Origin of the sequence: Shewanella marinintestina, assembly GCF_023283845.1 — a bacterium.
Taxonomy (GTDB): Bacteria; Pseudomonadota; Gammaproteobacteria; order Enterobacterales; family Shewanellaceae; genus Shewanella; species Shewanella marinintestina.
In genome coordinates, this window is the sequence record NZ_JAKILC010000017.1 from 111139 (window position 1) to 131113 (window position 19975).

At 41.2% G+C, this 19975-nt stretch carries 15 protein-coding genes; 6 read left to right on the top strand and 9 right to left on the bottom strand.

What is annotated here, in order from left to right; translation table 11 throughout:
- Positions 1–186: 186 nt before the first annotated feature.
- Positions 187–495, top strand: a complete 309-nt coding sequence (locus L2747_RS16940; RefSeq protein ID WP_249000201.1) for a DMT family transporter — start codon at positions 187–189, stop codon at positions 493–495.
- Between the two features lie 108 nt (positions 496–603).
- Here L2747_RS16940 and fabB read toward each other — a convergent pair whose 3' ends face one another.
- Complete coding sequence (gene fabB / locus L2747_RS16945; protein ID WP_249000187.1) at positions 604–1815, bottom strand: beta-ketoacyl-ACP synthase I; 1212 nt, start codon at positions 1813–1815, stop codon at positions 604–606.
- A gap of 230 nt (positions 1816–2045) precedes the next feature.
- Here fabB and mnmC1 point away from each other — a divergent pair, with 230 nt between their 5' ends.
- Positions 2046–3932, top strand: coding sequence for an FAD-dependent 5-carboxymethylaminomethyl-2-thiouridine(34) oxidoreductase MnmC1 (gene mnmC1, locus L2747_RS16950; protein WP_249000188.1), 1887 nt, complete (start codon positions 2046–2048; stop codon positions 3930–3932).
- 74 nt (positions 3933–4006) lie between these two features.
- Here mnmC1 and L2747_RS16955 read toward each other — a convergent pair whose 3' ends face one another.
- The 7 genes from L2747_RS16955 to prmB all read right to left on the bottom strand — a co-directional run bounded on the left by L2747_RS16955 (position 4007) and on the right by prmB (position 10443).
- A complete protein-coding gene (locus L2747_RS16955) occupies positions 4007–4705 on the bottom strand; it encodes a DUF3313 family protein (protein ID WP_249000189.1) in 699 nt (232 codons plus the stop codon).
- Between the two features lie 249 nt (positions 4706–4954).
- The gene (locus L2747_RS16960) at positions 4955–5479 is read right to left on the bottom strand and encodes an RNA methyltransferase (protein WP_249000190.1); all 525 of its coding nucleotides are present in this window, start codon (positions 5477–5479) and stop codon (positions 4955–4957) included.
- A 40-nt stretch (positions 5480–5519) separates the two neighbouring features.
- Positions 5520–5789: a YfcL family protein gene (locus tag L2747_RS16965; protein ID WP_249000191.1), complete on the bottom strand. Its 270-nt coding sequence runs from the start codon at positions 5787–5789 to the stop codon at positions 5520–5522.
- A 102-nt stretch (positions 5790–5891) separates the two neighbouring features.
- The gene (locus L2747_RS16970) at positions 5892–7013 is read right to left on the bottom strand and encodes an ATP-NAD kinase family protein (RefSeq protein WP_249000192.1); all 1122 of its coding nucleotides are present in this window, start codon (positions 7011–7013) and stop codon (positions 5892–5894) included.
- A 46-nt stretch (positions 7014–7059) separates the two neighbouring features.
- Entirely contained in the window at positions 7060–8238 is a 1179-nt protein-coding gene (locus tag L2747_RS16975) for an MFS transporter (RefSeq protein ID WP_249000193.1), read from the bottom strand.
- The gene (gene aroC, locus L2747_RS16980; RefSeq protein ID WP_249000194.1) at positions 8238–9332 is read right to left on the bottom strand and encodes a chorismate synthase; all 1095 of its coding nucleotides are present in this window, start codon (positions 9330–9332) and stop codon (positions 8238–8240) included. Before aroC ends, L2747_RS16975 begins: the two co-directional genes overlap by 1 nt.
- A 166-nt stretch (positions 9333–9498) precedes the next feature.
- Complete coding sequence (prmB, locus tag L2747_RS16985) at positions 9499–10443, bottom strand: 50S ribosomal protein L3 N(5)-glutamine methyltransferase (protein WP_220782924.1); 945 nt, start codon at positions 10441–10443, stop codon at positions 9499–9501.
- Positions 10444–10522: 79 nt separating this feature from the next.
- Between prmB and smrB the strand changes: the two genes are divergently transcribed.
- Positions 10523–11053 carry an endonuclease SmrB gene (gene smrB / locus L2747_RS16990; protein ID WP_220782925.1) on the top strand — a complete coding sequence of 177 codons (531 nt, stop codon included), beginning with the start codon at positions 10523–10525 and terminating at the stop codon, positions 11051–11053.
- 132 nt (positions 11054–11185) lie between these two features.
- Here the strand turns inward: smrB and sixA are convergent, their stop codons facing one another.
- Positions 11186–11656, bottom strand: coding sequence for a phosphohistidine phosphatase SixA (sixA, locus tag L2747_RS16995; RefSeq protein ID WP_249000195.1), 471 nt, complete (start codon positions 11654–11656; stop codon positions 11186–11188).
- 350 nt (positions 11657–12006) lie between these two features.
- On the opposite strand from sixA, the gene L2747_RS17000 reads away from it, so the two are divergent.
- From L2747_RS17000 to L2747_RS17010, 3 genes are all read left to right on the top strand, one after another.
- A complete protein-coding gene (locus L2747_RS17000; protein ID WP_249000196.1) occupies positions 12007–14796 on the top strand; it encodes an insulinase family protein in 2790 nt (929 codons plus the stop codon).
- A gap of 304 nt (positions 14797–15100) precedes the next feature.
- A complete protein-coding gene (locus L2747_RS17005; RefSeq protein ID WP_249000197.1) occupies positions 15101–19378 on the top strand; it encodes an EAL domain-containing protein in 4278 nt (1425 codons plus the stop codon).
- Positions 19379–19477: 99 nt separating this feature from the next.
- Positions 19478–19975: hypothetical protein (locus L2747_RS17010; protein WP_249000198.1), on the top strand; the 498-nt coding region annotated here is incomplete at its 3' end.

The following is a 19975-nucleotide window of genomic DNA, read 5'->3' on the forward strand; positions in this document are numbered from 1 at the left end:
AAATAATTACTCAATCTTACTCATCACAACATGTAGAAGATTTGAGAACAAAGTAAAGCAATAATATTGCTCACCTAATCGCGTAACCGATTGTTAGATAATACTTTCTATCAAAGCACTATATAACGCGGCCATCACTTAAATAACGCTCAGTAGAGGGAAAATATGGGATATTGATAATTAGCCATTGCCATTGGGGCTGAGGTCGTCGCGACATTAGCACTTAAAGCATACTATGGATTTTCACATTCAACGCCAAGTACAATTTGTGTCATTGGTTACGCCATTGCATTTTATGCATTGTCACTAGTTCTAAAAACCGTTCCTGTTGGCATAGCTTATCCCATCTGGGCCGGAATGGAGATAGTACTCATTGCCGTAATTAGCGCAGTGCTCTACAAGCAAGTTCCCGACTTAGCTGCAATAATTGGTATGCTTTTAATTTTGGCCGGAGTGGTGGTAATTAATGTCTTTTCCAAAACGGTCAGCGATTAAAGATGAGTTATCCTTCGCTAATGAGCTAGATATCGACATGTGGCAATACAAAGCACAAAAAAAGGAAGCCTTAGCTTCCTTTTTCAATTATGCATAACGTAAATAAAATTACTTGTATTTACGCATCACCAGTGTCGCGTTTGTGCCACCAAAACCGAAGCTGTTGCTCATCACAGTATTAAGCTCTTTTTCGGTCATTTCAGTCACAATAGGCATACCTGCAGCTTTCTCATCGACATTATCGATGTTAATGCTTGGTGCGATGAAACTGCTTTCCATCATAATCAAACTGTAAATCGCTTCGTGAGCACCTGCAGCACCTAACGCGTGACCAGTCAAAGACTTAGTCGATGCGATTGCTGGCAGATTATCACCAAAGGTTTCACGCAGTGCTTCAAGCTCACGCATGTCGCCTACTGGCGTTGATGTGCCGTGAGTATTGATGTAATCAATTGGTGTATCAACATCGGCAAGTGCCATCTGCATACAACGAACCGCACCTTCGCCCGATGGAGCAACCATGTCATAACCGTCAGATGACGCACCATAACCGATAACTTCAGCGTAAATTTTTGCGCCACGTGCTAGAGCATGCTCTAGCTCTTCGACTACAACGATACCGCCGCCGCCTGAGATAACAAAACCATCACGGTCAGCATCATAAGTACGTGATGCTTTCGTTGGCTCATCATTATACTTAGTCGATAGTGCGCCCATAGCATCAAAGCCCATGGTTAGCGTCCAATCCACTTCTTCTGAACCACCGGCAAACACCATGTCCTGCTTACCCATTTGGATAAGTTCAACAGCGTGGCCAATACAGTGTGCACTAGTTGCACAAGCTGAACTGATTGAGTAGTTCATGCCTTTAATTTTAAATGGCGTTGCCAAACATGCACTCGCTGTGCTCGACATAATACGTGGCACGATATACGGACCTACGCGCTTAACGCCTTTTTCACGTAGTGTATCTGCAGCTTGAACCTGGTTTGCTGAAGATGCGCCGCCTGTGCCTACGATAATACCGACACGTGGGTCTGAATACTGCTCTTCAGTTAAATCAGCATCTTTAATCGCTTCTTGCATTGCAATGTGTGCATATGCTGCTGCATTACCCATAAAGCGCAGTGCTTTACGGTCAATATATTCTGATGGGTCAATCTTAATGTCGCCCCAAACATGACTACGCAGCTTCATTTCTTCAAACTGATCTGAGTGGGTAATACCACTACGACCCGCTTTTAATGATTCAGTGACTTCTTGCTTGTTGTTACCGATACTTGACACTACGCCAAGTCCAGTGATCACGACTCTTTTCATTATTAACTTTCCATTCTGTACATCTAGTACCAATTTTGCTGCACCAATGGTATCGCTTTTCATCCATATAAGTGGTCAGCTTTCCATAAGGAACACAAAAATAATGTCTATTATGAGACCTTACGTATAATCTTTGCCAAAATCTGCCCATAAAAAGGTACACTTCCGACAAGTAAAAGCGATTGTAACGCATATTTGTGAGCGTTCAATTTAACATTAAAGACGTAACCATGACAGTAAGTAAAAGTGTTCAGCAAATTATTGATACAAAATCAACCACTCAAGTGGTTATCGGTCAGCTTGGTTTAGACTCTCTAGACACGCTCGAATACCTGCTAACAAGCCAAAAGATTAGACATCATAAAGTAACAGTAAAGGTTTTTAGTCCTATCGATTCAGTATTAATCAATCTGATTAATAATAAAAGACTTGAACAGATTGCAGGCGAAGAAGCACTTTTACCTCTGGTTGCTATCGAAGGTTGCCAACGTCGAATATTAAATAACGGCCAAGTTATTATTGATTTTTATCTCGGCCCGATTATTGAGCTGTTACAAAAGATCCCAATGGTAAATGACAGCTTTATTGATGGCTGGATCGTTGCTGGAGATATTAATCTCAACTTGTTCAACGATGAACTTTTGTGGCAAATGGGTAAAATCAGTCACGAGCGAACTCAAGTTTATCTAAGCCAAACGATTACCGGCAGTGACAAGCTTAAAATTGAGCAGCTTGCCCAGCAAAGTGGCCTTTTTCAGCCAAATAAGCTAAAAAATGATGATATTGCTTTTCAAGAGAGAGCGGCGCTGCGTAGCCAGCTAAAAATAAAACAAGCGCCCTTCCCAATTGTTGCAGCTAGCGCTAAATCGCAAAATATTGCTATTATTGGCGGCGGAATTGCCAGTGCCAGCTTAGCGCTTTCATTAGCAGAACGCGGCCAGAAAGTGAGCCTGTTCTGCGAAGACTCAGCATTAGCACAAGCTGCATCCGGTAACAAGCAAGGTGCTATTTACCCGCTATTAACACCGGATAACAACTATTTAAGTCAGTATTTCCAGCAAGCATATCTATTTAGCCTACAAAGGCTTAAAAGCCTTGCAGCACTCGGCCATAAAATCGACTTTGATTTATGTGGCGTTGTGCATACAGGCCATGATGAACGCAGTCGTAAGCGAGTTGCAAAAATTATTGACAGCCACAGCTGGAACTCGTTAATTGCTGACAAAATCACAGCTAAACAAGCGTCTGAAATAGCCTCTGTAAAAATAGATGATGAGGGTATTTTCTACCCGCTAGGTGGCTGGGTGTCACCGCAAGATTTTACTCAAGCTGCTTTCAATCAAGCTAAAGTGCTCGCTGATGTTTCTTTGGCTCTAAATACCAAAATTAATACTATCGACTATCAAGCCGATGGCTGGTGCCTGACTAGCGATGAACAAGTGTATGGGCCTTTCAGTGCCGTCGTTGTGGCTAACGGTAAATCAATTACCCAGTTTAATCAGACCCAGTATTTGCAAGCGACAGGCTTTAGAGGTCAAGTGAGTCACGCTCCCTCACGAACAAAATTATCAAAATTGAGTACAGTGCTTTGTGCACACGGTTATATGACCCCAAGCAACAATAGTCTCCACTGTCTGGGGGCAAGCTACGTTAAAAATGCTCAACACTTAAATTATTGTCCGACCGAGCAAGTAGAAAACTTGAAAAAGATTCAACATAGCTACCTTCAACAAGACTGGGTTGAAGATATTGATATTTCGGGCCATAGCGCTCGTGTAGGTGTGCGGATGGTGACCCGCGATCACGCACCAATGATGGGGCCAGTACCAGACATCGATGCGATACTTGCGCTTTACCAGACTCATCAACTAACACCTGCAAGCCGTCAGTTTTGGCAATCAACTGTAGCGCCAACCCATAAAGACCTTTATGTTTTAGGGGGGTTAGGTTCTCGCGGCTTAAGTTCTGGGCCATTGGCAGCTGAAGCCCTCGCCGCGCAAATTTGCGCAGAAGACTTGCCTATTAGTCTAGATTTTATTGCACTACTTAGCCCCAATCGTATGTGGCTACGTAAACTATTAAAAGGTAAGGCATTAGAAGTTAGTAGCGATAGTTAAGTGTTCGCTAAACATTAGAAAAAAAGCGCCTTCTTGGCGCTTTCTGCATTGAATAAAACCTAATTACATCCGCACTATTGCGCTCCCGCTTCCATCAATGCATTTTTAAAATCATTTGCCCAACGGCGATAAACCGTTTTTACATCCCCCCAATTAAACACTTGGGTATTCTGACGCCACTGGTCAAAGGCTTGCCCTCTATCTGCAGCTTTTGCGAGCACCTCACCCGTTGCACCATCTTTAACGACCGCTAATAGCATCATAGAGCCCGAACTTTCGGTATAAGTGGTTCCCATTGAATTGAAGCTACGGCGGCTAGACTCTAAAGGAGCGCTTAAACGGATATCGGTGACAGCAGCCTGAATCACTAATGTATTTGGCCCTACTTTATCTACCAGCTCAAATGGCTGCTCACTATTGAACACATCTTTAACTGTTATTTGAAATTGTGCCGCCATTTTATCCAGGGCTTCTTGCGGTAATTCATAAGTGGCATTTAAACCGTCGGCTCTTTTATCAATGCGCGGTGGCTTATAACCATCAGGGTGATCGTTAGTCACTTGCACAGGCTCAAAATACAGCTTGGTATAATTGCGCCAATCAACATTTGGTCTGGCATAAGATAGGCCTAGCTTTGAGTGCTCAACTTTAACTAAGCCGTCTTTAGTTACCTCAGCATCTGGCCCTTGTTGTAGTCTTGCAGGCTCGCTAGTACAAGCCGTCAACCCAAACAAACTCAGTGAAAGCGCTGTTGATATAATGATTTTTTGCATCAATAAAGTCCCTATTTAGATCCGTTAATAAATACCACAGAACGATAATTTGTTAACAAATAACACGTTTTTCCCTTAAGTCTTTTAAATATGACACTTAGTTAGCAAGAGTCAAATAAAGACTAATGAGTACAAAAATAACATCGACGCCAAACAACTGTTTTACAGCTAACAAAATTCAGAAAAGAAATACAAAAAAAGCCACTAATCAGTGGCTTTTATAATCTGTGTTCGAACAACAACCCGAACTTAACGCTTTACTCGCACTCTGTTATTGGTATCACGGCTGGTGCGAATAAGATCATCACTAGCAATTGATGCAGACTTAGCCAAACGGTCATACAGTAATACGTTAACTGAGGCAGCCAAATTCATACAGCCTACAGTAGGCACATAAACCACAGCATCGGCGCTATTAACCACTTGCTGGCTAATGGTGCCATCTTCTGGGCCAAAAATATAAATGGCTTTCTCTGGGTGTTTAAATTCCGGCAAAGGAATCGCACCTTCAACAAGGTCCACACATACCACTTTGACATCAGAATCAATCGCATCAAGCAAAGACTCAACTTTCGTCAATGGAATAGAACTACTCGCGCGTTTGGTATCGGTATTATATTGCGCCGTGCCATTTGTGGCGGCCAGCTCATAACGTTTACCGGTATAAAACACTGCGTCAGCGCTGTAACAGCCTACCGCACGCATAATACCACCGACATTAGTCGGGCTTTTGGGATTGACTAAACCAATACCTACGAAACTACTCTTACTCATAAAAGCGTAAACTCATTCACTCTATCTATTCAGGCTTGCTTTACGCTGCCAGTTTTGCACTTAGTTGAGTCCAAGCATCACTCACTAATGTATAATCGCTATCAGCTAGCTCTTGTCGTGCTAATGCTAAACACTCAGACATTTTTACATCTAGTGCAGCAAGATCTTGCTCTGTTTCAACTTCTAGCTGAGACAACACCACTGCGAAGTGGCCTTGTAAGTAACCACTTGCAAATAACGCATCATCGTCACCTTCGGCAACAATGCTTTCAATCCAATCTTGTAGTGTTTGCTCGTACTGCTCAATCATCGAGGGCTCCGCATTTTCATTATTAACACGATGTAGATATTAACACCGCGCCAAAATATTCAATTTAGTTTTTGTTTATTTATCGCCAAACGGTAAATTCTGTTATACCAGATCTGGGTTTGCCACTTGATACATCACGTAATCATGGTATCCCGTGACCACTTTATAATAACCCGTTAGTTCGATATCCAGTTTAGGGTCGCCACTATCCACAATTAATGGTCTCCCTTCAAGTGCTTTTAGCTTTGTTTTTGTCGCTAAGATAACAATATTATCTTTGCCAACGCGTCTAATCAGCTCGGGGCTGAGTTGCTGATTACCGCGACCCAATATATGCCCCTGACCACCGATAAGAGTAATAAATAACTTTAATGGTTTATTTTCAGTTAGCTGCAATAGCCCATTCGCCGATAAGTCACTGGCGACGAGGGTTTCACCTTGAATAAGATCAACACCCAAAAGTGTGTTTTCAAGTGCAAGTTCTCCCATTACTGCAGCAACCGTGCTACCTGAGCCCATAATGCAAAGATTGTCTTCCATCAGCTCAATAGCTTCAGCGGCAAGATCTGCAAGTACTAACTCATCGCTTTCTTTACCGCCCATTTTTACTGCCTGTACATATCTAGGCTCTGCTGGCACCAGCATTTCACCAAAACGCCGTGCTCGAACCACTCCGGTTCTAAAGGCGACTTCATCAATATCCATCACATCTGCGCTCATTAGGCTAACCAAATCGCCATCAAGCAGCATTTTGACTACCATGCCTGACGCGTGAGGGGTAATACCGTATACACCTGAATGAATTTTCACTCCCGCTGGCACACCTAAAACAGGCAATTTGTCATCGGCAATAGCGTACACGTCTCGCGCCGTGCCATCCCCACCTGCAAATAATAACAAATCTAAGGTTTCATTAAGAAGCTCGCTCACCACCTTTTCCGTATCTTGCGCAGCGGTTGTTTCTGGCGCTTGATAAACCACTCGCGTGGTAAAGCCCATTGACTTAGCGAGGATTTCTCCCATGTCGCCTGATGCAGTAATGATTTCAATACGACTCTTATAAGGAGCAATAACCGCAAGCGCCTGCTGCATTCTCAGGTGTGACTTAGGTTCAGCCCCTTTTGCGATAGCTTCAGATACAACGCCATCACTGCCTTTAAGGGCTACACTACCACCAAGGCCTGCGAGCGGGTTGATGATTAACCCCAGTCGAAATTTGCTCACTATCAATACTCCATTTTTGACATTTTCTAGTTATTATTTGATTAAGCTATCTTGCTGTTTCAAGCTGTTCTGGTCGGTGCTCTTTCGGAATGAAAAACACGGCTAGCATGGATAAAAATGCGCAGCCTGCAGCGAAAATCCACGTTGATACCGCGCCACTGCCATCGCCCCAAATAATGCCACATAGCCATGTACCAAGCGCACCACCCACACCAAAACTTAAACTAGCGTAAAGTGCTTGGCCTTGGCTACGGCGGCTAATGTCAAAGTGTTTATGTACAAATTGAATTGAGGCCGCATGAGTTAAGCCAAAGGTAAATGCGTGTAGCAACTGGCTAATACTCAGGTAAATGATGTTTTCCACACCGTAGGCAAGTAATAACCAGCGTACTGCGGTTAAGCCAATACTGACAATAAGCAGTAGCTGCACACCGAATCGACCTAGCAGCTTTGGTGCGTACATAAACATGAAAATTTCAGCAACTACGCCAAGTGCAACAAAAATACCGGCAACTGACTCTGAGTAGCCTGCTTGTTTAAGGTACAGCACAAAAAAACCATAAAAAGGACCGGCGCTCATTTGCAGTAACATGGCTGACACTAAAAACCAAATAAGCGCTCTATCAAATACTAGCGGTTTGCGCTTAACACTGCGGTCGACAACAGCTCGATTAGAAGGCAATGGTAATGCGCTAATCAGCATACCGATAAACAGTGTCATACCAATATAAGGCAGAATTTGCGGTCCCCAATGACTAATAGCAAAACCGCCACTGACCACCAGCACGATATAACCAACACTGCCCCAGCTGCGAATAGTGCCGTAACGATTGGCATCGTCGCCTAATGTTTCCAGAGTAATGACTTCAAGTTGAGCGAGAATCGCATTCCAAAAGAAGGTATATACTGCAAGGCTAATGGCTAAATAGGCCAAGCCGCCATCATAGAAAAAAGTCAGATAACTTAATGCTGCGGCGCCAGCACCGATTTTGATAAGTTCTGAGCGCATACCGGTTTTGTCTGCGACTATCGCCCACAAGTTTGGCGCAATGATCCGTGTGCCCATTAAAATTGCCAGTAAAAAGCCAATTTCTTGAGCGTCAAAACCACGGCTATCAAAAAAAACGCCAAGATAAGGCACCATGATGCCAAGAATAGAAAAGAAGAAGAAATAACATGCACAGAGCCAGCGAAGTTGCTGCTCTGTGCTTTTTGGTTGAAACATTAACGCATTCCGATAATAGGCGTACTGCTGTTGACATCCATGTTTTGTGCACGGTGACGTAGTAAATGATCCATCAATACAATTGCCAACATAGCTTCAGCAATCGGTACTGCACGAATACCAACACATGGATCGTGACGACCTTTAGTGACCACTTCAGCGGTTTCACCTTGGGCTGTCATGCTTTCACCAGGCACACTAATGCTCGAAGTCGGTTTCATCGCAATATGAGCAACAATCGGTTGCCCTGATGAAATACCCCCTAAAATGCCACCTGCGTGGTTAGAGGCAAAGCCTTCTGGTGACATCAAATCACGGTGCTCTGAACCTTTTTGGTTAACGACTTCAAAGCCATCACCAATTTCAACACCTTTGACCGCATTAATTCCCATCAGAGCATGGGCAATATCAGCATCAAGCCTGTCAAATACTGGCTCGCCTAGGCCAACAGGTACACCCGTTGCCACAACTGAGACTTTAGCGCCGATTGAGTCGCCGCTCTTTTTAAGCTCACGCATATACTCGTCTAATGAATCGAGTTTTGATGCGTCAGGGAAGAAAAAGGCATTTTGTTCAATTTGATCAAAATCAACGGTTTCAGCCGAAATAGGTCCAAGCTGCGATAAGTAAGCGTGAATTTCGACGCCATGAACTTGCTTAAGGTATTTTTTAGCCACTGCACCAGCTGCCACTCGCATTGCAGTCTCACGAGCAGATGAACGGCCGCCACCGCGATAATCACGCTGACCATATTTTTGCTGATAGGTGTAATCGGCATGTCCCGGGCGGAACAAGTCTTTAATATTTGAGTAATCTTTGCTGCGCTGATCGGTATTTTCAATTAATAAGCCAATTGACGTACCGGTTGTTTGACCTTCGAAAACGCCAGAAAGAATACGCACTTCATCTGGCTCGCGGCGAGCAGTCGTATAACGAGAGGTACCTGGACGGCGTCTATCTAAGTCGTGCTGCATATCCGCTTCAGTCAACTCAACACCTGGAGGGCAGCCATCAATAATACAGCCAATTGCGACGCCGTGGCTTTCACCGAATGTTGTAACTACGAAATTCTGACCAATACTGTTTCCCGACATTCGTTTTATCGCCCTCTATCGCATTATTCTAATTATCATTTACCCGGTTTGCCGGTAAATTCCTCATCAATTACCAACCTTGTTGTAGGAGTACAGATTGGTATATCCCCACATAGCCTAAAGCTACTTGGTGATAAGCCGCAGCCTAAGCCGCGGCTAAACACTATTATTCACTATCTTTATAGATGGCGAAAAGTGATTCATTTTCAACTAGCTGATCACGGGTTAATACAAACACGCCGTCACCGCCATTTTCGAAGTTAACCCATGTAAACGGAACATCAGGGAACTGTTCACTTAAGTGCACCATTGAATTCCCCACTTCAACCACTAGTAGACCATCTTCAGTTAGGTAATCAGCCGCATTAGCAAGAATGCGTTTAGTCAGATCTAATCCATCACGACCTGATGCTAAACCAATTGCTGGCTCATGATGATATTCATCTGGCATGTCGCCGATATCTTCAGCATCAACATAAGGTGGGTTAGATACGATTAGATCGTAGTGTGGCCCTTTAGGGATCGCCGAGAATAGATCAGATTCCATTGGGAATACTCTATCCATTACCTCAAGCGTTTCAATGTTGATCTGCGCCACTTCAAGTGCATCAACGCTAATATCTAGCGCGTCGACTTCTGCATCTTCAAATTCATAGGCACAAGCAATCGCGATACATGCGCTACCGGTACATAAATCCAATACGCGGTTTACTGGCTTGTTATATAACCAAGGGCTGAAACGATTGGCAATTAGCTCTGCAATCGGTGAACGCGGCACTAACACACGTTCATCCACATAAAAATCTAAGCCGGCAAAGCGCGCTTGGTTTGTTAGATATGGAACCGGTAAACGCTCTCTTACACGGCGAATAATCAGCTCAACAATCTTATGTTTTTCACTAATAGTTAGATTAGAGTGAATAACTTGCTGACCAATTTCTTCTGGTAGGTGCAATGCATGAAATACTAACGCGACGGCTTCGTCCCATGCGTTGTCTGTACCATGGCCATAGTAAATATTTGCATCATTAAAACGACTGACACCCCAACGTAGCATATCGCCAATAGTGCGTAATTCTGTAACCGCTTCATCAACAAAAATCTTATCCAAAATTCACTCCAACTTTTTAATTCCGAATCATTGTAACTGAAGTCTATTCATAAGGCATCGGATTCAATAAAATAGAAGCATGAATAAAAGCAAAGATAATGATGAACTGGCCCTTTTTGCAGAGTTGACTAAAGGTATCACCCCTTTACAACAAAATAAGCGTCATTTTATCGCGGCACCTAAAGACCGCAAAATCATTGAAGAGAAAGAACAGCAACTGCATGCTGACAGCTATTTCTCGGACACTTATCAGCCGTTATTACCTGTAGATGGCCCAATGAAATGGGTTAGAGACGATGTGGATAGCTATGATGTGAAACGACTTCGTCGTGGCGACTATGTGCCTGATCTTTTGTTAGATATGCACGGTATGCGTCAAACCGAAGCCAAGCTCGAACTGGCAGCACTGATCCAAGCCTGTATTAAGCAGCAAAGTCATTGTTGTTGCGTAATGCATGGCCACGGCACCGGCATATTAAAACAAAATATTCCAATGTGGTTAGCTCAACACCCACACGTAAAAGCGTTTCATCAAGCAACCAAAGAATGGGGTGGTGACGCAGCCTTATTGGTACTGATTGATATTGGCGATCAGCCTTATCGTCGCTAATACTCAAACTCGTTATACGCCCTACAATAAAAATCAACCAATAAAAAAGTGAGTCACCTATCGATTAGATTGACTCACTTTTACTCATATCAATAAATACCGGCAAGCCGGCACTGTCCAGTACAGTAACCACTAACTTATCGAGTGCGGCGCATGTTGCCAAATAAGACTGTTTTTGTCAGCGACCCGTTCAATGAATGTCACGCCTGATGTAGCAAAAAGTGGTGGTTCTACACCTGCAACTAGTTCACTAACCAAATACCCTAATAAAGGCATATGTGCTAAAACCAATACATTGTTAGCCTGATATTGTTCAGCATAGGCAAGTACTAGATGAGCAACCTGCTCGGGATCTCCTGAAGGCACTAACTCATCTAAAGTAATCCACTTGTGAGGCTCAGGGAAATGTTTACTCACCTCTTGCCAGCTTTGCTGCGCGCGTAAGTATGGGCTAACCAATACGAGGTCAAATTCAGTTACGGTTTGCCCTAACCAGTTACTCATCAGTGCGGTGTGATGGCGCCCCATATCGGTAAGCTTACGCTCTCTGTCTGAATGAGCATTGTAGCCCGCTTCGCCATGGCGCATTAAAAATAGCTGCATACTGCTTTGCTACTCCCAATTTTTATAGTTATTGATTAATTGTAGTCTGAATCACTACTGCAACATACCGTTATTTAGTTATTAATTAGTCGAATACAGAGCCAGCAGCTAAAATGTGATCTTGTAGCGAGTTGAGCCGTAAACAAAAATTGCACCTTATTTAACCAAAATTGATTTAATTTAATTGTTTGTAACGGTTGTGTTTGAAGATAAATCGAAATAATGGCAAGTTAAGTTAATCTGTCTAACTCATTATTTTTACAACAACAGTTACCATTTAGGTTAGACCTTAATCTAGGCATAGAACAGCCCACTCATGGTTTGCCTGTTCACGATATCGGAGCCACGCCTTGTCAGAAGCTAAACAGATCAAAACCAGTCCTAATGATCATCGTCACTATCGCCATTTGACGCTTAAAAATGGCTTATCAGTACTTCTGGTTGAAGATCAACAAGCAACACAGTCTGCAGCATCGATGGCAGTAGCCGTTGGTCATTTTGACGATCCTGCTGAACGTCCTGGCATGGCACATTTTCTTGAGCATATGTTGTTTCTTGGCACAGAAAAGTATCCAGAATCAGGTGAATACTCAGCCTTTATCAATCAGCATGGTGGCACCAACAACGCTTGGACCGGTACAGAGCATACTAACTTTTTCTACAGCATTAACGCCGAGCAATTTGAAGCGTCATTAGACAGGTTTAGCCAATTTTTTATTGCGCCGCTATTTAACATAGATTTAGTCGATCGCGAGCGCCACGCAATTGAATCAGAATTTAGTATGAAGCTAAAAGATGATGTACGGCGTGTGTATCAAGTACAAAAGGAAACGGTCAATCCCGCACATCCTTTTTCAAAATTCTCAGTGGGTAACCTAAAGACGTTAGCCGGTGAAGAGTCTGCTCTACGTGAAGAGTTATTGGACTTTTACCAACAAAAATACAGCGCCAACATCATGACTTTATGCTTAGTCGCGCCCAAAAGTCTAGATGAGCTCGAAACGTTAGCTAAGCAATATTTTGGAGGTATTAGCGACCATGTGCGCAATGACAAATACCCAGATGTTGCGCTTTATTTAGCAGAGCAGCTGCAAGCGCAAATTAATATTATCCCGTTAAAAGAACAAAAACGTGTTGCGATTACCTTTGCTTTACCAGAACTTGAGCGTTTTTATAAACATAAGCCGCTTACATTTATTAGTCACTTACTTGGCTATGAAGGTAAAGGCAGCCTACTTTCTTATTTGAAAGAATCAGGCCTAGCGAACAACCTTTCCGCTGGCGGTGGGGTTAATGGCTATAACTTCAAAGACTACAACATTAGTATTCAGTTAACAGACCGAGGTCTTGCCCGGTTAGATGAGGTGATTAGCGCCACTTTTGAGTATATTGAACTTATCAAAACCCAAGGATTACAGCCTTGGCGCTATAATGAGCGAGCAGCCTTATTACAAGTCGCTTTTCAATACCAAGAGCAAGTTAACGCGTTAGATTTAGCTAGTCATTTAAGCATTAATATGCATCATTATGATGTTGAAGATGTGATCTACGGTGATTTCCGTATGGACGGCCTCAACTTTGAAGAAACCCAGCAGCTGTTATCTTTGATGACACCGGAAAACATGCGTATCCAGTTAATAGCATCAGAACTTGATACCAATAAAAAAGCGGCTTGGTATCACTCCCCATACCAAATAAAACCGATAGATAAACAAGACCTCATTCGCTGGGGCAAAAGTCCTATACGTCAAGCGCTTTGCTTACCTGATAAAAACCCCTTTATCATTAATGAATGCATAGCACGAACCGATAAAAGTAAGCATCCAGTGCCTACCGTCGTCGCCCAAAAAGCCGGTTACCGTATTTGGCACCGAAAAGACGATGAGTTTAACGTGCCTAAAGGCCACTTATACTTATCGCTTGATTCAGCGCAGGCTGCCGCATCACCAAAGCATGCAGCCCTTACCCGCTTATATGTAGAAATGCTACTCGACTATTTAACCGAGTGCACCTATCAGGCTGAGGTTGCAGGCCTCAGTTATAATATTTATCCGCACCAAGGTGGTATTACTCTGCATTTAACCGGATTTACCGGCAAGCAGGAAACCCTATTGGAGTTAGTAATCTCTAAAGCCCGTGAACGCAACTTTACCCAAAGTCGCTTTGACTTAATTAAGCGCCAAATACTTCGAGCCTGGTACAATCACTCACAAGCAAAACCTATTTCGCAATTGTTCACCAGCCTCACTGTAACCTTGCAAAAGCGCAGCTTTGAGCCTGCGAGAATGGCTGAAATACTCGAAGAAATTACCCTTGATGACTTGCATGTTCACGTTAAAAGTTTTTACGAGAAAATTCATCTTGAAGGCTTGGTATATGGTGATTGGTTAGAAAGTGAAACTAAGGTATTAGGCGATCGACTTGAACGCATTTTATCGCTAGTCACAACACCTAGCCAAGAGTCATCGCGTGAACTCATTGACCTTTCAAATAAAGGCAGCTTATTACGTGAAATACCAGTGTCACATCCTGATAGCAGTATTATCGTGTATTACCAATCAGATGTAACAACGCCTGAAACCATGGCGCTGTTTAGCCTGTTAAACCACACTATGTCTTCAACCTTTTTTCATGAGTTACGCACTCAGCGTCAATTAGGTTATATGGTGGGTACAGGCTATCTTCCTTTGAACCGTTACCCGGGAATTATTTTCTATATTCAATCGCCAACCAGTGGACCACAGCTACTGCTTGAAGCTATCGATGAGTTTATTGCTGACTTTGCCTACGCAGTATTACAGATCACCAACGAACAATGGGAAGCCACTAAACATGGATTAGTCAATCAAGTATTAGTGCAAGACTCAAGCTTAAAAGTTCGCAGCCAACGCTACTGGTCTAGCATTGGCAACAAAGACTATAGTTTTAATCAACGCGAACTCGTAGCTGAGCAAATAAAGCTGTTAACACGCGCAGATTTAATCAAGTTCATTATGCAAAAGATGCGAACTAAACATTGCGACCGTTTAGTCTTGTTTAGTACAGGTGACGCCCACCATGATCAAACACCGCTAGAGTCAGACAAAATGATTACTGACTTAAGGGCCTTTAAGCAAGGTGCTCCGCAGTTTGATTATTAATAAAGCTATCGCGATTGGCGGTAAAGTTCATAAAACAAATAAATGACTATCGTTATAGCAACTAAAACTAACTTCAGATAAAACCAGTGAAAATAGTTGAACTGGCTAAATTTCAAACCAGTTCAACTATAATCTAGCTACTTAATAGCTATCTTACAGCTTAACTCACATCTCAAAACTTAAGTTAGCAATGATTATCAACTACATTTAAGCCGCATTTTTTTGACAATACAGCCACTTTCTGAAAAAGTGTGAGTAACAAATAATTTATTCCTTAAACTGGCTGATAATTAAACAAAAACATATGCCTAAAATTATTTTAAACACTACGATTTTATTACTTATTAGCCTGCTTTGGCTCAAGCCAGCGATAGCGCTCACGCTAAATTCGACTTCTCTAGGCGTACCAGATGGTTTATCGCAGAGTAATGTAACCTCGATCGTTGAAGATGCAGACGGTTACGTGTGGATCGGTACCGTCAATGGCCTGAATAGATATGATGGTAAAGAATTCCGCCATTATTTTCCTTCTCCAGAAAATGAGCTACCCAGTGCCTTTATTCGTAGCCTGTTTATTAGTGACAGTGGCACGATGTACATAGGTACAGACAAAGGACTTGCGGTCTATGACAAATATAAAGACAGAGTTGTAAAATTAGAGTCTAACGAGTTTATTAATGAGCAAGCTGTATGGTCTATTTCCAAGAACGATAATAGTATTTTAATCGGAACTAATAACTCCGTTTATATAACACAAGAAGAATTAGAACCGTTTGAACTTAAGCTTGTAAACTCTTACAAAGGTAATTTCAATGGTGTAAAACAAGCTTTATCAATTAAAAATGAGATTTTCATAAGAAGCTATGATGGCAATGTAATAAAAGTATCTAATCCAGAAAATATTATTGCAAAAGATGTAAACCAAATAACGTCCAAAAACAACAAATTGATTTTATTTAGAGATGATGGCGTTTTCCAGGCACTCCCTATAATAGTTCCAGTAAATACACAGGACTATGTGAGTGTAACTATGAACCAACATCACACATTAGGTTTGCAAAATAAAACCATTTTCAACTTGAACGATTTAACCAAACCTAAAGTAATTGGTAAACTTGATATTTCAAGTCAGCCATTTAAAACACCGACAATTTATCGAGGGCTCACAAAAACATTTATATCAGATCAAAACAAAGGACTGATTATCATTTCAGATAGCAATAACTTGATAAAATCAACATTAAGTCATAAAGGAAATGTATGGTCTATAATAAAAAAAGATCCAAATTCTTTCATCGTTAGCTTTGATAGTGAAGACATAAATATATATAACACGCAATTTGAGATTACTAAGTCCTTTTATACTGGTATAAAAGGGCCTAAGTCTATTGTACTGAAGAACAACACTCTTTATGTAGCGAGCGCAAAAGGTTTACATTCAATTGACATTACAACAAGTAAAATTAAAACAATTGTCAACGAGTCATTTTTCGCTTTAAAGTTAAGTAATGATAAAAAAACTATTTTAGCGGGTTCATCTGATGGTGAGCTTATAATTTATAACATACCAACTGGTTTATTAAAAAGGCAAGTTATTGATAAAGGCAACCCTATTTTTGATATCATTGCCTATAACAATAGAACTTTTATAGCTTCACAAGGAGGGATATTTAAAGTAGAAAATGATAGTGTAACCCCCATTTATACAGAACAGTTCGTTATTAGCTTGTCTATTTCAAACTCCAGCCTTTACTTTGGAACAGGAACAAGCTTAAAGCGGTACAACCTAACAACTTCAGAAATTAACACTGTTCACTCCAATAACAAGCCCATATTCTCGATAGCGTCTGAAGGTGCCTACGTAACATCATCTTCAATCAATGAAATAACTTTAATAAACAAAAGTACCAATAAGGTCATCACACTAAACAAGGAACTAGGTACACAATTAGAATACAATGCTAACGCAATCTATAGCGATAAAGATATCACTCTCATAGGTGGAGTATCTGGAATAAGTATAATCCCATCGAAAACACTAAAAAAATATATATCAAAAATAATTCCTCCATTAGTAAATTTAAAAGAACTATTAATATTTAATATACCCGAGCAACCAGGTGGAAATGTCCTAGGAGATCAGTTCTCACAAACAAGTTCTATCAAGTTAAAATACTCCGACTATCCATTTACAATTTCATTCAATAGTCCAGGCACTCCATACGCCAACATAGACTATGTTTATAAAATGCAAGGGCTTTCAGAATCTTTTATTCATTCAAAAGGAACGAATTCCGCGACTTATACCAATTTATCACCGGGTAAATACAAGTTTTTGATCTATGCTATTGACCCTATAAACGGTAACAAGGGAAAAACCAAAGAGTTAGCGATCGAAATCACTCCTCCATGGTGGCTATCTAATTCAGCTAAATCTATTTATTTTCTATGTGCACTATTAGCCTCAATACTCATTATAAAAATAATATTGCGCCGTCGAGAAATTCAAAAACAGATCGCAAAGAGTGAAGAACGTTTAAAACTATCTCTTTGGGGCAGCGGCGATGAAATGTGGGATTGGGATATCGAAACAGGACAAATCTATCGTTCGAATATTTGGGGCTCTCTTGAGTTTCCCCAAGACGGTCAACGCTCAGGAACTGAAAGCGGTGAAAGCAATATCCATCCAATGGATCAAGATAGAGTTAGAGAAGCCCTTAACAAGCATTTTTATGGTGAAACTGATCACTTTGAAGCTGCTTACCGCGTAAAAGGAAAGTCAAATGATTGGGTGTGGATTTTAGATAGAGCCAAGATTGTTGAGCGTGATGAAAATGATAGTGCACTTCGAATGACTGGTACCATTAAAAACATCACCAATTTTAAACAAGCTGAAGAACAGCTAAAACTATTTGAACGTGCTATTCAAAATATCTCTGAAGGTATGTTCATTCTCGATAACCAGTTTACATTTGTGGAAGTAAATAAGGCTTGCTGTGATTTAAGCATGCTCACTAAGCAAGATTTTGTCGGTCAACTATTTAACTTTGACCTCTATCCAGATAGCTATTCAGAACAAATTCGCACGATCTTAAAGCAACAAGGCCGTTGGAATAACGAAGTTGAATCGGTGAAGGGTAATGGTAGTAGCTTTTTAATGGAACTTTCTATTGATGCTATTTATGACGAACAGGGCGAACTTTCTCATTATGTTGGTGTGTTTTCTGATGTTAGTCGTCGTAAGCAACAAGAAGAAGAATTGAGAAAACTGACCAACAACGACTTATTGACCAATCTGCCAAATCGTTCAAATCTAATGGTTACCCTAGGCAACCTAGTAAAAAGAGACTCTCACCATACCCTTATGGTGTTAGATTTAGATAACTTTAAGAAAATTAATGATTCTTTAGGCCACCAAGTGGGTGATGATCTTCTTATACAGGTCTCTGAACGAATACAAGCAGCAGTACCTAGCCATACGAGCATTTACCGTCTAGGGGGAGATGAGTTCGCAATTTTAGTTGATAAAAACCCAGATATAGGCTCTAGTGCCGTCCTTGCTAAAAATGTTATCCATGCATTTGAGACGCCCTTTGACCTTGTAAGTGAAAGAGTCGTTGTGGGTCTAAGTATAGGCATAGTGCTCTACCCTGAAGATGATCAAAACGAACAGGCATTATTAAGAAAAGCTGATATCGCTATGTATCATGCAAAATCTGCTGGCGGTAATCGATATCAATTTTATTCAGAATCACTTAATAAAAACGCAATAAGACAACTAGAAGTCGAAAACCTTATAAGGGAAGGACTCAAGGATGACTTATTTGAAGTGTACTACCAGCCGAAAATAGATCTCAAAACTGGCCAAATGGCAGGAATGGAAGCTTTAGTGCGTTTAAACCATCCCGAACACGGACTTATTCCACCGACAAAATTTATCCCTTTAGCAGAAGAGAATGGGTTAATCGTAGAAATTGGAGATGTTGTACTTAAAAAAGCCTGTTTTGCAGCGCAGAAATGGCGCAGCCAAGGCTTATTTAGTGGACGCGTTGCCGTCAATTTATCGTCGAAGCAATTCGCATTACCTGATTTACAGTTAAGAATTGAGTCAATTTTACGTCTTACTCAATTACCTGCAGCTAATCTAGAACTTGAAATTACAGAAGGCACCGTTATTAAAGAGCCTGAAAAAGCGATTAAAGTCATGCAGCAACTGTCTAAGATGGGAGTAAGTCTAGCACTTGATGATTTTGGTACTGGTTACTCTTCATTATCATATTTAAAGCGTTTTCCAATTCATACATTGAAAATAGATAAAGCTTTTGTAGATGATATAGACAAATCAGATCGTGATTTAAAAATGGTTGATTCAATCATCACTATCGCCCATAACATGGGGCTTTCAGTCGTCGGTGAAGGTGTAGAAGAACCTTCGCAACTTAATATATTACGTGCATTAAAGTGTGAAGAGATCCAAGGCTATATATATAGTAAAGCGGTTACCGAAATAGAATTTACCAAGTTATTACGTCTTGACGCGAATAACCAACAGCTTCCACCAAAAAGCGTTAAAACAAACTAATTTAGAACAAAAAATCAACCTTGGCACAACATCTGCAATTACCTTTTCATTAAGTCAAAAATATAACTTTATATTTAATACTCTATGAGAAGGTACAAAATGAAAAAGATAATTAAAGGATTAGTTACATCTACGGTATTACTAGGATCATTTTCTGCTATAGCATCACAACACACTTTAGAAAATTTAAATTTTAAAAGCTCTAAGATCTATGAAGGTATAAGCGAAAGCCTTTATGTAGGTATTCCAAATATAAAGTACACCGCGGGTATTCCAAACATTAAGTACACCGCAGGCATTCCAAACATTAAGTACACCGCCGGTATTCCAAACATTAAGTACACAGCCGGCATTCCAAACATTAAGTACACCGCAGGCATTCCAAACATTAAGTACACCGCAGGCATTCCAAATATTAAGTACACCGCGGGCATTCCAAATATTAAGTACACCGCGGGCATTCCAAACATTAAGTACACAGCCGGTATTCCAAACATTAAGTACACTGCAGGCATTCCAAACATTAAGTACACTGCAGGCATTCCAAACATTAAGTACACTGCAGGCATTCCAAACATTAAGTACACTGCAGGCATT

Bases quoted from the DNA above. Each gene is read 5' to 3' on its own strand.
- fabB (WP_249000187.1), bottom strand. From the start codon at position 1,815: ATGAAAAGAGTCGTGATCACTGGACTTGGCGTAGTGTCAAGTATCGGT.
- mnmC1 (WP_249000188.1), top strand. From the start codon at position 2,046: ATGACAGTAAGTAAAAGTGTTCAGCAAATTATTGATACAAAATCAACC.
- L2747_RS16955 (WP_249000189.1), bottom strand. From the start codon at position 4,705: ATGCAAAAAATCATTATATCAACAGCGCTTTCACTGAGTTTGTTTGGG.
- L2747_RS16960 (WP_249000190.1), bottom strand. From the start codon at position 5,479: ATGAGTAAGAGTAGTTTCGTAGGTATTGGTTTAGTCAATCCCAAAAGC.
- L2747_RS16965 (WP_249000191.1), bottom strand. From the start codon at position 5,789: ATGATTGAGCAGTACGAGCAAACACTACAAGATTGGATTGAAAGCATT.
- L2747_RS16975 (WP_249000193.1), bottom strand. From the start codon at position 8,238: ATGTTTCAACCAAAAAGCACAGAGCAGCAACTTCGCTGGCTCTGTGCA.
- aroC (WP_249000194.1), bottom strand. From the start codon at position 9,332: ATGTCGGGAAACAGTATTGGTCAGAATTTCGTAGTTACAACATTCGGT.
- smrB (WP_220782925.1), top strand. From the start codon at position 10,523: ATGAATAAAAGCAAAGATAATGATGAACTGGCCCTTTTTGCAGAGTTG.
- sixA (WP_249000195.1), bottom strand. From the start codon at position 11,656: ATGCAGCTATTTTTAATGCGCCATGGCGAAGCGGGCTACAATGCTCAT.
- L2747_RS17005 (WP_249000197.1), top strand. From the start codon at position 15,101: ATGCCTAAAATTATTTTAAACACTACGATTTTATTACTTATTAGCCTG.